The organism is Luteibaculum oceani (genome assembly GCF_007995015.1).
Classification (GTDB): domain Bacteria; phylum Bacteroidota; class Bacteroidia; order Flavobacteriales_D; family Luteibaculaceae; genus Luteibaculum; species Luteibaculum oceani.
Genome location: NZ_VORB01000001.1, coordinates 195,945 through 208,356, shown reverse-complemented (window position 1 = coordinate 208,356; position 12,412 = coordinate 195,945). Strand labels below are relative to the sequence as shown.

Below are 12,412 nucleotides of genomic sequence, written 5' to 3'. Positions count from 1 at the left end.
TTAAGATACTTGCTTATTGCCTTGGACAAAAAAATGGGGGGGGGAGACTAATGTTTTCATATAGTTTATTTTATCAGTGAATTTTTCAAACTCTGGAAAATAAACCAAATGAACTGTGATAAAATATTGGAATTCTATTTTACTTTATTCTTCCCCTACTCATTAATTTCAATAAATCTCTGAACGTCTTTTAAGGTACCAAATACAACTATTGTGTCGTTTTCTTTAACTATCGTTTCAGATCGGGGAACTCCAATAATGTGCTGCTCGCAAATTTCTTGGTCCTTCTGCTGAATTCTGGTCTCGCGTTTTATGGTAATAAGGGTTAGGCTGTATTTATTTCTCAGCCCTATTTCCTCTATGGTTTTGTTAATGATAGAAGAAGGAGCTTTGATTTCCGCAATTTCGTAGTTGTCGGGTAACTCTAAGAAGGATAGTACGCTCGGGTTAATCAAGCGTTCGGTTACCAATGCCGCTACCTCATCTTCGGGTGTTAAAATTTCTTCTACTCCAATTTTCTCCAAAATGAGCTTTTGGCTGGCAGAACCAGATCTCGCAATCACTCTTGGCACTTGTAGCTCCAAAAGGTTTAGGGCAGTTAATATTACCGCTTGGAAATTTTCTCCAATGGCAATAATGGCGGCATCTACATCTTGTATGTTTTGCGACTCCAATGCCCTGATGTCGGTGCTATCTAAGGTAACCGCCAGGGAAACATCGTCCTTTAAGGCATCTATTTTTTCCTTGTCTGAGTCAATGGCATAAACCTCAGCTCCCTTAGCAGCTAGCTTTCGGCCTATCGTAGCTCCATATCTTCCCACGCCTATTACGGCAAACCTTCTTCCCCTTTTCATATTTTACTTAGTGCGTTGTCTAAATCTTTTAATAAGTCCTCGGCATCTTCAACTCCAACTGAAAGTCGAATTAATGAGTCTACAATTCCGGTTTTTAACCGCTCTTCTTTCGGCAATGCGGCATGCGACATAGTGGCTGGATGGCTGGATAAGGATTCTACGCCGCCCAGCGATTCTGCCAAACAGAAAAGCTTGCAGTTATTTAATATTGTTTTGGCATCTTCCATACGATCTCCCACCAAACTAAAGGATAGCATCCCACCAAAATCGCGCATTTGTTTTTTGGCAACTTCATGATTTGGGTGATCCGGGAGTCCGGGCCAATTTACTTTTTCTACTTTGGGATGGGCATTTAAATATTCTGCAATGGCTTTAGCATTTATACAATGCTGACGCATTCTGAGGTGGAGGGTTTTTATACCTCTTAGCACTAAAAAGCAATCCTGAGGCCCGGGAACAGCGCCCGTTGTAGTTCTTAATCGCTGAATTTCTTCGGCAATTTCCTCGGAGTTGGTTATCAAGGCTCCCATAATAACATCAGAGTGTCCTGCCAAATATTTGGTAACCGAATGCATAACGATATCCGCTCCCAAATCCAGCGGGTTTTGTAAATAAGGGGAGGCAAAAGTGTTGTCTACCGCCACCATTATTCCGTGCTTTTTAGCTAAGCTGCAAATGGCCTGTAGGTCAATAATTTGAAGCAAAGGATTGGTTGGTGTTTCCAACCACAATAACCTGGTGTTAGCATTTATACGTTGTGCAATGGAATCTAATTCTACCATAGGATCAAAATGAAATTTAATCCCAAGGGGTTCGTATACGGTTTTAAATATTCTATACGATCCACCGTAGAGTCCATTTATAGCAATTACCTCGTCTCCTGGTTTTAACATGCGCATTACCAAGTCGGTGGCCGCCATTCCACTGCCTAAACAAGAGGCGTATTTCCCATTTTCTACTGTAGCCAAACTTTTTTCCAAAGCCGTGCGGGTAGGGTTTTGTATTCTGGAATACTGGTAGCCTTTATGACTACCAATTTCCTCTTGCACGTAAGTTGAGGTTTGGTAAATGGGTGTCATGATAGCTCCCGTTGTTGGATCAGGGTCCACGCCACTATGTATTGCTTTGGTGCCAAATTTGTATGTGCTCATGTGCTTATAAAAATGAGTTTTCACTCCCAATCAAGAGGTTTTAGCAAACCACCTGGGGAGTATAATTGCCCCTAAAAACAAATAGGGATAATAGGTGAAAATCCTCCATAAAAAGGCCATTAGTGCAGCTAGACCCAGGGGAGAAAATTCTGCCAAAAAGCCCGAAAATGCTAGTTCTGCTACTCCGCTACCACCGGGCGTTGGCGAAATAAGCATGATAACCCACATAACCAATTGCCTACCGTAAACCAGCAAATGGTTCCCTACGGGTGTGAATGCCAGTAATAAGAAGTTAACCACCCAATATCTTGCGGTCCACGATAAAAAAGTGGCCAAAAAGGCTTTGATCCAAAAAACAGGCTTTTCGTCTTTAAGGATATTGGAAGTATTCATGATGTCGTTTCCAATCTGAATAATCTTATACCTCCATTTTCTTAAAAAGCGCAGATTAAAAATTCGGAGCAACCAATATTTTAAGGCTCTTGGCGCAATGAATATTCCAATTAAAATACCCAGGGTAAGGCAAATGATAAACCCGTATCCTACCCAGAAAATACCTTCCGTTCCAAAGGTTATTCCCAAAATTTCTTTTTGCAGTTCAACTGGAAATAGCTGCGAGGTTCCAATAAGGAGAATAATTACTGGCACCATTATAATGTAGAAAAGTTCATCGAGCAAAGCGGTGGTCATTACAATAGATGTAGACCGCCCTACCGAAATACCTTCTCTATTTAGGATGTAAATAGCCACTCCAGATCCTCCCACAACCGAAGGAGTGATAGCTGAGGCAAATTCCCACAGCATTATACTATCGAAACAGTTGCGCCACGATATGTCACCATGCGATAAGATGCGCAGGCGATACATGTAGCCAAAATCCCGACAAACCACCATTAATAGCGCTACCAATAACCATAGTACCGATTGATAATTGAAGGTGGTGTTGCTAAGTATTTCTTGGTTGGTTGCCAATTTATGCGTGGCTACCTCCTCGGGAAGGGCCAACCTAAAATCTTCAAAATCATGGGAGTCGACCAAACCATTATCGTTGCCATCTACCCATATATAACTACCCAAATTATCGGGTACAAAGGTGGGCTCGTTAAAGCTTTGGTATAGCATCCAACCTGCGGCAAGCAGACCAATAATTAAGGGAATTATGATCCTCTTTAGGCTTAATTTTTTTCTAATGTCTGCTTCTTGCTTATCCATGCAAATGCCAAGGAGGCTAAATTACTACTTTTGGGGTGGAACTATAATGCTTTCTATGCGAATTGTATACCATTTAGGCACATGCAGCACTTGTGCGAAAATTATAAAAGAACTCAACTTATCCAAGGATTTTCGGCAACGAGAAATTAAAACGGAATCCATCTCCGAGCAAGAGCTAGAGCAAATGGCTAAGTTGGCAGGATCTTACGAGGCCCTTTTTAGCCGTAGAGCTATGAAATATAAGTCTATGGGACTTAAGGATAAGCAACTTGGTGAGCAAGATTACAAGCAATTGATTTTAGACGAATACACTTTTCTAAAGCGCCCCGTCTTTATAATCGATAATGAGATATTTATTGGAAATGCCAAGAAAACAGTCGAGGCTGTTGCCGAAAAGCTAGCGAATGAGCAGTAGGCAATTATCCATATTGGGGTTATTTGTAGTTAACCTTATTTACGGGGCTAATTACATTATCGCTAAAGGCCTTATGCCCGATGTGGTTGGGCCATCGGGGTTCATCGTTATACGCGTAGGGGTTTCGGTTATCCTGTTCTGGTTGCTTAATCTCATCCTAAAGCAAGGATTTATTGATAAAAAAGACGTTCCGCGAGCTATAGTTTGCGGATTTTTCGGGGTGGCGGCCAATCAATTGTTGTTTTTCAATGGCTTAAGTCTTACTTCCCCCATTAATGCCTCTATTCTCATGACCTCCGGGCCATTTTTGGTTCTTTTGTTGGCGGCCATAATTTTAAAAGAAAAGCTAATACCTAGAAGGGTTCTGGGAATTGTGATGGGGGCTACGGGAGCCATCCTGCTCATTTTGGCAAAAGACTCGGGAAAAAATATTGTTTCATCTGTCCTGGGAGATAGCTTGGTATTTATTAATGCCGCTTCTTATGCCACCTACTTGGTATTGGTTACTCCACTTATGAAAAAGTATGGGGCATTAAAGGTTATAGGACATGTGTTCTTATTCGGATTGGTTTTTGTGTTGCCCGTTGGGTGGAACCAGTTTATGGAAATTAATTGGGTGGCACTAACCGCAAATCAATGGTGGGCCTTGGTGTATGTGGTAATAGCCACCACTTTTATCGTGTATTTAATAAACGCAGCATCGTTAAAACATGTAAGCCCAACCGTTACAGGTAGCTTTATTTACATGCAACCATTTTTTGCCACGGCTATCGCGTATTTTGCCGCCTATATGGGTTGGGTGGAAGACTATACCGATCTCACCCTTGAAAAAATGCTGTACGCGCTATTAATCTTCGCGGGAGTGTTTATGGTAACCATTAAATCCAAACGAAAACCGGCACTTAAATAATTACCTTTGCCGGCAAAGCAAAACGCGCTTTCTATGTTACAATCAATGACGGGCTTTGGGAAAGCTTCAGGTTTTTTTGGCGACAAGAAAATTAGGGTGGAACTAAGGTCTCTAAACAGCAAAAACTTCGATTTTCATTCTAAGATTCCCTCTCTTTATAAGGAAAAGGAAATAGAGTTAAGAAACATTGTTTCCGAGCAGCTCAATAGAGGTAAGGTGGAATGTTTTATAGTTATTGAAGAAAGCCAGAAAACCGACGCCAGAGTTGAGCTTAATACGGCTGTTTTAGCTGGTTATTACAAGCAACTGCAGGAATTGGGAGCTGATCTAAAAGACGGAACAACCGCTCTTTTACCCCATTTGTTGTCATTACCAGATGCTTTTAAATCTAAGCAAAACGAACTAAGCGGCGAAGAGTGGAAGGTAGTTTTAGAGCTTGTTGCCGATGCCTGTAAACACTTGCAAGAATTTAGGGGGCAAGAGGGAGCAGCGCTCCAAAATGATTTCCTTAAGCGCTTAAGCGATATCCGAACCAATGCAAAGCTGGTTAAAGAGCGCCTACCAGAGCGCAAAGAGAAGGTGATAAGCAAATTGCGCGATGCCATAAATACACTTCAAACTGGGGTGGATGAAAATAGGTTTGAGCAAGAGCTAATTTATTACCTAGAGAAGTTGGATATCAGCGAGGAAGAGGTTCGATTAGAAAATCATTTAAGCTATTTCGAGGCGACCATGCAAGAGGAAGAGCATTGTGGTAGAAAGCTTGGATTTATTTGCCAAGAAATGGGACGCGAGATAAATACCATGGGTTCTAAGGCAAACGATGCCGAAATTCAAAAGCTAGTGGTATTGATGAAAGACGATCTTGAGAAGATTAAAGAACAAGTATTGAACGTGTTGTAATGGATAAGAAGTGCATCATATTTTCAGCGCCTTCGGGAGCGGGTAAAACCACTATAGTGCGCTACTTAATTGGAAGATTTTCAGAGCGCATGTCTTTCTCCATTTCGGCAACCAATAGAGAACCAAGAGCCAACGAAACGCATGGAGAGGATTACTACTTTTTGAGCACCGAGGAGTTCGAGGAAAAAATAAAGAACGACGAGTTTATTGAGTGGGAAGAGGTATATGCAGGTACCTATTATGGTACCCTTAAAGCGGAGATAGATCGCATATGGGAAGCCGGGAAATGCGTGATTTTTGATGTGGATGTAAAGGGAGGGGTAAACCTTAAAAAGTACTTTGGAGACCAGGCAAAGTCTTTCTTTGTAATGCCACCATCCGTTGATGCTCTTAGAGAGCGATTGCTGGGTAGAGGAACGGAAACCCAAGAAAAGGTTGAAATGCGTGTTGCCAAGGCTGCACAGGAGTTAGAGTTCCATAAAAAATTTGATATCGTTCTTTTAAACGATGTATTAGAACGCGCCTTAGATGAGGCTGAAGATCATGTATCTGTGTTTTTAAAATGAAAGTAGCGCTGTTTTTCGGAAGTTTTAATCCCATACACATGGGGCATTTAATGCTCGCCGATTTTGTGCGTCAAAATACCGAGGTAGATCAATTATGGTTTGTGCTTTCACCTCAAAATCCCCATAAAAAACAAGCCAATCTGCTCGACGATTACACGCGTTTAGAGATGGTTAATTTGGCTATAGAGGACGACGATAATCTTCGAGTTTCTGACATAGAATTTTCGCTTCCAAAACCTTCATACACGGCAATAACGCTCGCCTACCTAAAAGAGAAGTATCCAAGCTATTCCTTTTATCTCACTTTGGGAGAAGACAATTTAAATACTCTGCACAAGTGGCATAAAAGCGATGAAATTATAAAGCATCACCCCATTATTTATTACCCGCGACATACGGATAATCAAAAGGAAAAATCTAATGAATTTTTAGCCAAAGCGCATCTTATTCGTTGTGAGGCTCCGCGCATAGAAATTTCATCTTCCTTTATTCGAAAGCAAATTTCGGAGGGTAAAGAATGTCGATATATGTTGCCTGATAAGGTTTACTCCTTTTTAAAGGACTCTAATTTTTACCGTTAGTTAGATTGTTTTCTTGGAGTCGGAGAGCAGGCGATTGAGCTCGTTTAGCTCCGCTTCGGTAAGGTCGCGCCATTGCCCAGGATCTACATCTAACTTAATATTCATAATTCGAATGCGCTTAAGTCGGCGTACTTGATAGCCTAAATGCTCACACATTCTGCGAATCTGTCGGTTTAATCCCTGGGTTAAAACAATTCTAAATCGAGATTCACCTATTTGTTCTACTTCACACTTTCGTGTTACGGTTCCCAAAATAGGCACTCCATTGCTCATTTTCTCTACAAAATCTGGGCGAAGCGGCTGATAGGTGGATACCACGTATTCCTTTTCGTGGTTATTACGGGCGCGAAGGATTTTGTTTACAATATCACCGTCGTTGGTAAGAAGAATAAGGCCTTCACTGGGTTTGTCTAAACGTCCGATAGGGAATATCCGTTGTGGATGATTCACAAAGTCGATAATATTATCTTTTTCGCGTTTGGTGTCTGTGGTACAAACAATACCCTGCGGTTTGTTAAGGGCAATGTAAACGTGCTTATGCTGTTTCGGAGGGCTAGCAATTTGCCCATCTACCCGAACAACATCTCCAGGTTTAACCTTGGTTCCCATTTCTGGGATTTCGCCGTTTATGGTTATTCTTCCTTGTTCTATAAGCTTGTCGGCCGCTCTCCGAGAGCAAAATCCAATTTCACTTAAATATTTATTAACTCTAGTTTCAGACATGCCTAATGCAAGATCTAATTTATGGATACATTTTCTAATTGGATGAGCGAGAGCAATTCCAAGTCATTATTGAGAAAATATTTTTCTATTTCGTAAAAATGGGTGCTTTCTAGGTTTCTTGGCTTGTAATTTTCATAATCCTGAACCAAAACACCGTTTATTCTGCGGGGATTAATCGCTTTTCTAAATCGTATGCCCCCTTTTCCAGTGTAGTATTGGTAGGCAAGGTAATCTAGACTAAAATCTTGGCTATCGAAGAAATATAAAAACACATCTTCGAAATCTTCTCCACCATCTTCTTCGCTAAAGCTTACTTGAATCTTATGGTAATTTGTTCCATTGATTTCGGAGCTCCCTAACTTTTTTAATCGCACCGCTGGATCTTTCAGGAGTAAGGGGAGAAAAGCAAAATAAACTACAGAATTTACCTGATTTGCGAGCTTGTTTTGGGAGGCACTATCCAACGGAATCAGCGTATCGTTTATCCACCTTTTAAAACCGGAGTTGTTTAAACGGTCAAGTAAATAGTTTCCAGAACTATCTCTAGAGAGTCTCTGGTATTGGTAAACTCCTCCTGTTCGGGTGATGGTAAAATCCTTTTTTCTAAAGGTAAAAGATTGCCTTCCCTCAACTAGGCTATCGCAGCCTGTAAATTGATAGGATTTTGAAATGATGTCCTCTGCGCTTAACGCCTTCGATGTATTGGGTGCATCACAGGAGATTACAGCAATAGCAAGTATAAATATGTTTAAGAATCTATGCAGCATAAAGGCTATTTACAAGAGGTAAAGATAGATACAGCTAAAATGGAATGCAGAACCTAAGAGCACAAAAAAGTGAAAAATGGCGTGATTATAGGGGAGTTTCCTAATACTATACAGCACTGCTCCGAGCGTATAGGCTAATCCCCCAGCACCCAAAGTGTATAGGGCACCATTAGAAAGAGATTCCATTAAATCCGAAAAGCGAAACACCACCAGCCATCCCATGGCAACATATAGCAGGGTGGAGAGGAGGTTGAATCGACCGGTGAAAAACAGTTTTAATACCACCCCAACCAGTGCAATGGACCACACAATAATCAATAAAGAAATACCTCCTTTTTCCATTAGGGGTATAAGACAAAATGGGGTGTACGTACCAGCGATTAGTAGGTAAATTGCGGCGTGGTCAACGATATTTAATACCCGCCTCCGCCGGTCGGTTTTGGCACTATGGTATAGGGTAGACGCTAGGTAGAGCAGCAACATGCTAATGCTGTAAATGACCACCGACGCCAGCTGAATACTAGGTTTGGTTTGAGCTTTTGCGATGAGTAAAAAGCAAGCTACCAAACTCAATAAAGCTCCTAGTGCGTGGCTCCAGATATTGAGTTGTTCCTCCCTTTTATCATACCAGGTAAGAACTTTCTTTTGTCGCACGGTTTATGATATTTTCTCGTGAAGTTCAGTTGGTACTGAAACCACTTTTTTCTCTTGGTAATTAAAACAAACCATCCCAGTTTTAGCCTCGGCAACCAGTCGGTTTTCGCAAGTAACTCGGTATAGGATGTCAAAGGAAACTCGCGTAATATCCGCAATGGCCATTTCTACGGTGAGTAATTCATTTAGAAAGGCCTCGGATTTAAAATTGATGGCAACATCTCCCATTATGAGAGACGTTCCAAAAAAGTCTATTTCTGAATTTGCCCCAAGTTGGGGGATCAAATCTAATCTAGCTTGATGCAATAAACCCAAAAGTCTATCATTGGCAAGGTGATCGCCATAATTAAGATCGCCAACCCTAACTTTTAGTTGGGTGGAAAAGGGTAGGGTTTCAGGTAAATTGAGCTTTAATCGCATGGATTAGGCTAACGCCTTTTCTACAATCCCCTCGAAAACCGCAAGACCGTCTTTGCTTCCTAAAATATTAGAAGCAGAGCGCTCTGGGTGAGGCATCATTCCAAAAACATTTTTGGTTTTATTAGTGATACCTGCAATGTTCTTAACCGATCCGTTAGGGTTAACAGCTTCGGTAATTTTACCGTCTCGGTCACAGTATTTGAAGGTAATTTGATCGTTGTCCTCAAGCGATTTAATTACGTCGTCAGAAGCATAAAATCTTCCTTCTCCGTGGGCGATAGGAGCTAAAATGCTTTCCTTGCTTGTAGCTTTCGCACTTACGATGCAAGATTTGCTTATGGCTTTTATGTAAACGTTATCGCAGATAAAGCGATTGCTATTGTTGTGAAGAAGTGCTCCTTCTAATAATCCACTCTCACATAAAATTTGGAAACCGTTGCAAATTCCAAACACGTATCCACCGTCATTAGCATGCTTAATTACCTCGGTCATGATGGGAGAAAACTTAGCAATAGATCCCGATCTAAGGTAATCTCCATAAGAGAAACCTCCTGGTAAAAGAATAAAATCACATCCCTTTAGGTCGTGATCTTTGTGCCATAGTGGAACCACTCTTTGGCCAAGGATTTCACCAAAAGTGTAAAGTAAATCTTGATCGCAATTCGATCCCGGAAAAGTAACAACTCCAAATTTCATGGTACAAAGGTAATATTAAGCGCCAAGTTTTTAGGCAATTAAGTATGCGTAATTGTGAATTAATAGCGCAATGGTAATAATTAGGTGGGCTAACACCACCGGTTTCCAAGTTGCGTGGTATAAAAAGGTGGATATGAGGAAGGCCAAAATAGGTGCTAACATTACAAAAAACAACCCGCCGTTTACAGGCGTTGCAAACACGCACCAGGCCGAAAGTATCCAAACCAAACTCGATAAGCCAACAATTCGCTTTTGGTTGCGGACTTCAACGGTGTTTTTTTCTAAGGATTTGAAATAGAAAAACAGCCCAATGATGAGAGAAAGGAGCACGTAGATAATGTTGTACAGCGCTACTTTATTTTTAAAGAAAACCACTAAATCTGGTGCTTGCCAGGAAAAGGCGAAGTTAAAATCGAGCTCGAATAGAAAGTAGATGGCTCTGGCAAAGGCCCAAGGAAAAATAAATCCCAATAACCAGGAGAAAAAAGACTTTACATTAAAAAGTCCTGAAATAATGGTAGCCAATAAAACTACTGGAAGGGTAAATATGGCGGGCCAATAAAATAAACTGGCAAGTCCTAAGAAAAAAGAAGCTTCAAATGTATGGTGGTTCCCCCCCTTACCAGTAGCCAGATAAAGCATTTTATTAATGCACAATAGAAATAGGGCATTACTAACCAAAAGGCTGTTGAGGTATAGGTTGGAGGGAAATAAAGCCAATGCCAACCCAAAAAAGGTAAAGGGTAAAAAAGTTTTGGGCTTAAAAATATTGTGAACATTTAGCAGGTACATCATCAAATAGGCAGTCCCCAGAGATACGAGCAGCCCAAAGCTTAATCCCCACGCTTTTGATTTTACGTAAAACGCTAGCAATGAGGGGAATGCGTTATCTGAAATGTCAGTTGGAATGAATCCTGCCGCAATAAAAAACAACAAAACTAAGCCCGCTGAGAACAGAATATATGCCGGATGAAGCTTTTTAAATGCGGAATAAGCCATTTAATTTGATTCTAATTCTTGAGTTCTGCTAAATTTGCCAAAAAATTGAGACGATGAAACTTCAGGATATCTTAGAGTCGATTGGGGATTTTTTAGTTTGGACTTTCGAAACTTTTGTTGAGCCAGCTGGCAACATTCCAAACAACCTGTTTATTATCCTTGGATTTATAGGATTTGGTGTTTGGATGAAAATGCAAGCCGACTACAACAAAAAGGCAAAAGAAAATCCGCAGCAGCTTAAATAAGATCCTGCCCAATATCTTTTCGGTAGTAAATACCGTCGAAACAAACTTTGTTTAAAGCCTTGTAACTTCCTTGCAGGGCTTTTTCCATATCCGCCCCTAGGCTGGTAAAGGCCAATACTCTACCTCCATTGGTAAGTACGTCTTCCCCATCGAGTTTTGTTCCAGCATGGAATACTAAAAGCTCTTCGGATTTGTCTTTGTTAGAAGCTTCTTCTAGTCCAACTATCTTTTTACCTTTTTCATAGGCTTCAGGATATCCTCCTGAAACGGCGATTACCGTTGTAGCCGTTCTTGGATCTACCGCTAAATCTGCCTCAGATAAGGTTCCATCAAATACCGAGTCGAACATTACTAAAAGATCCGATTGGATTCTTGGGATAACCACCTCCGTCTCTGGATCACCCATTCTACAGTTGTATTCTATTACATATGGATCTCCATTTACGTTCATCAATCCGATGAAGATAAATCCACAGTACTCAATATCTTCTTTTTGTAGGCCTTTGATGGTAGGAATAACAATATTGTTTTCCACCTTTTCCATAAAGACTCTATCGGCAAATTTTACTGGAGATACGGCACCCATTCCACCAGTATTAAGTCCGGTGTCGCCTTCTCCTATTCGTTTGTAATCTTTTGCTTCGGGAAGAATTCGGTAATTTTTTCCGTCCGTTAAAACAAAAACACTCAGCTCAATTCCCGATAAAAATTCTTCAATAACCACCTTGGCAGATGCTTCTCCGAATTTTTTATCCTCAAGCATTTCTTTTAATGCCGCTTTGGCTTCTTCTTTACTATCGAGAATAAGCACCCCTTTTCCAGCAGCTAAACCATCTGCTTTAAGAACATAAGGAGCTTTTAACTGGTCTAAAAACTTGTATGCTGCCAATAATTCCGACTCCCCAAAAGTTTGGTAAGCAGCCGTAGGGATATTGTGGCGCTTCATAAAAGCTTTAGAAAAATCCTTAGAACCCTCTAAGATGGCTCCCGCTTTTTTGGGGCCCAAAATATTAACGTGGCTCAAATCTTTATCCGCCGCAAAAAAGTCGCTAATACCAGCCACTAAAGGAGCTTCAGGACCCACCACTACAAGAGAAATGTTATGGTCTAGAACCGCTTTTTTAACCGCTTGGAAATCGGTTTCTTTAATATTTAAATTGGTTGCAATCTGGGCTGTACCAGCATTTCCTGGTGCAACATATAATTGATCTAAAAGTGAGCTCTGGGCAATTTTATGAGCGATGGTATGCTCTCTACCACCCGAACCTAACACCAGTACATTCATATCGTTGAAAAAACTTTTTGCAAAAAAAATA

At 40.9% G+C, this 12,412-nt stretch carries 16 protein-coding genes; 6 read left to right on the top strand and 10 right to left on the bottom strand.

What is annotated here, in order from left to right:
- Positions 1 to 155 precede the first annotated feature (155 nt).
- The 3 genes from FRX97_RS00885 to FRX97_RS00875 are packed head-to-tail and all read right to left on the bottom strand — an operon-like array spanning position 156 to position 3,217.
- Positions 156 to 854: a potassium channel family protein gene (locus FRX97_RS00885; RefSeq protein ID WP_147012421.1), complete on the bottom strand. Its 699-nt coding sequence runs from the start codon at positions 852 to 854 to the stop codon at positions 156 to 158.
- Positions 851 to 2,005, bottom strand: a complete 1,155-nt coding sequence (locus FRX97_RS00880; RefSeq protein ID WP_147012419.1) for a trans-sulfuration enzyme family protein — start codon at positions 2,003 to 2,005, stop codon at positions 851 to 853. The genes FRX97_RS00885 and FRX97_RS00880 overlap by 4 nt, the downstream gene beginning before the upstream one ends.
- A gap of 30 nt (positions 2,006 to 2,035) precedes the next feature.
- The gene (locus FRX97_RS00875; RefSeq protein WP_147012417.1) at positions 2,036 to 3,217 is read right to left on the bottom strand and encodes a lysylphosphatidylglycerol synthase transmembrane domain-containing protein; all 1,182 of its coding nucleotides are present in this window, start codon (positions 3,215 to 3,217) and stop codon (positions 2,036 to 2,038) included.
- A 55-nt stretch (positions 3,218 to 3,272) separates the two neighbouring features.
- Between FRX97_RS00875 and FRX97_RS00870 the strand changes: the two genes are divergently transcribed.
- The 5 genes from FRX97_RS00870 to nadD are packed head-to-tail and all read left to right on the top strand — an operon-like array spanning position 3,273 to position 6,592.
- Positions 3,273 to 3,632, top strand: coding sequence for an arsenate reductase family protein (locus tag FRX97_RS00870; protein ID WP_147012415.1), 360 nt, complete (start codon positions 3,273 to 3,275; stop codon positions 3,630 to 3,632).
- The gene (locus FRX97_RS00865) at positions 3,622 to 4,542 is read left to right on the top strand and encodes a DMT family transporter (protein ID WP_147012413.1); all 921 of its coding nucleotides are present in this window, start codon (positions 3,622 to 3,624) and stop codon (positions 4,540 to 4,542) included. The genes FRX97_RS00870 and FRX97_RS00865 overlap by 11 nt, the downstream gene beginning before the upstream one ends.
- Before the next feature lie 33 nt (positions 4,543 to 4,575).
- Complete coding sequence (locus tag FRX97_RS00860) at positions 4,576 to 5,445, top strand: YicC/YloC family endoribonuclease (RefSeq protein WP_147012411.1); 870 nt, start codon at positions 4,576 to 4,578, stop codon at positions 5,443 to 5,445.
- Complete coding sequence (gene gmk / locus FRX97_RS00855; RefSeq protein WP_147012409.1) at positions 5,445 to 6,011, top strand: guanylate kinase; 567 nt, start codon at positions 5,445 to 5,447, stop codon at positions 6,009 to 6,011. Before FRX97_RS00860 ends, gmk begins: the two co-directional genes overlap by 1 nt.
- Complete coding sequence (gene nadD, locus FRX97_RS00850; protein WP_147012407.1) at positions 6,008 to 6,592, top strand: nicotinate (nicotinamide) nucleotide adenylyltransferase; 585 nt, start codon at positions 6,008 to 6,010, stop codon at positions 6,590 to 6,592. Before gmk ends, nadD begins: the two co-directional genes overlap by 4 nt.
- Here the strand turns inward: nadD and rluF are convergent, their stop codons facing one another.
- From rluF to FRX97_RS00820, 6 genes are read right to left on the bottom strand one after another with little or no spacing between them, the layout of a single operon-like run.
- Complete coding sequence (rluF, locus tag FRX97_RS00845) at positions 6,593 to 7,315, bottom strand: 23S rRNA pseudouridine(2604) synthase RluF (protein ID WP_147012405.1); 723 nt, start codon at positions 7,313 to 7,315, stop codon at positions 6,593 to 6,595.
- Between the two features lie 14 nt (positions 7,316 to 7,329).
- Positions 7,330 to 8,082: a DUF6503 family protein gene (locus tag FRX97_RS00840; protein ID WP_147012403.1), complete on the bottom strand. Its 753-nt coding sequence runs from the start codon at positions 8,080 to 8,082 to the stop codon at positions 7,330 to 7,332.
- Between the two features lie 9 nt (positions 8,083 to 8,091).
- Positions 8,092 to 8,736 carry a PAQR family membrane homeostasis protein TrhA gene (gene trhA / locus FRX97_RS00835; protein ID WP_147012401.1) on the bottom strand — a complete coding sequence of 215 codons (645 nt, stop codon included), beginning with the start codon at positions 8,734 to 8,736 and terminating at the stop codon, positions 8,092 to 8,094.
- A gap of 3 nt (positions 8,737 to 8,739) precedes the next feature.
- Positions 8,740 to 9,156, bottom strand: a complete 417-nt coding sequence (locus tag FRX97_RS00830; protein WP_147012399.1) for an acyl-CoA thioesterase — start codon at positions 9,154 to 9,156, stop codon at positions 8,740 to 8,742.
- Positions 9,157 to 9,159: 3 nt separating this feature from the next.
- Positions 9,160 to 9,852 (bottom strand): phosphoribosylformylglycinamidine synthase I, encoded by a 693-nt coding sequence (purQ, locus tag FRX97_RS00825; RefSeq protein ID WP_147012397.1) that lies wholly within the window; start codon positions 9,850 to 9,852, stop codon positions 9,160 to 9,162.
- 30 nt (positions 9,853 to 9,882) lie between these two features.
- Positions 9,883 to 10,851 (bottom strand): hypothetical protein, encoded by a 969-nt coding sequence (locus FRX97_RS00820; protein ID WP_147012395.1) that lies wholly within the window; start codon positions 10,849 to 10,851, stop codon positions 9,883 to 9,885.
- Between the two features lie 53 nt (positions 10,852 to 10,904).
- On the opposite strand from FRX97_RS00820, the gene FRX97_RS00815 reads away from it, so the two are divergent.
- On the top strand, positions 10,905 to 11,096 hold the full coding sequence (locus tag FRX97_RS00815) for a hypothetical protein (RefSeq protein ID WP_147012393.1): 192 nt from the start codon (positions 10,905 to 10,907) through the stop codon (positions 11,094 to 11,096).
- On the opposite strand, the gene purD is transcribed toward FRX97_RS00815, so the two are convergent.
- The gene (gene purD / locus FRX97_RS00810; RefSeq protein WP_147012392.1) at positions 11,089 to 12,381 is read right to left on the bottom strand and encodes a phosphoribosylamine--glycine ligase; all 1,293 of its coding nucleotides are present in this window, start codon (positions 12,379 to 12,381) and stop codon (positions 11,089 to 11,091) included. The two genes, FRX97_RS00815 and purD, sit on opposite strands and share 8 nt — an antisense overlap.
- Positions 12,382 to 12,412 lie beyond the last annotated feature (31 nt).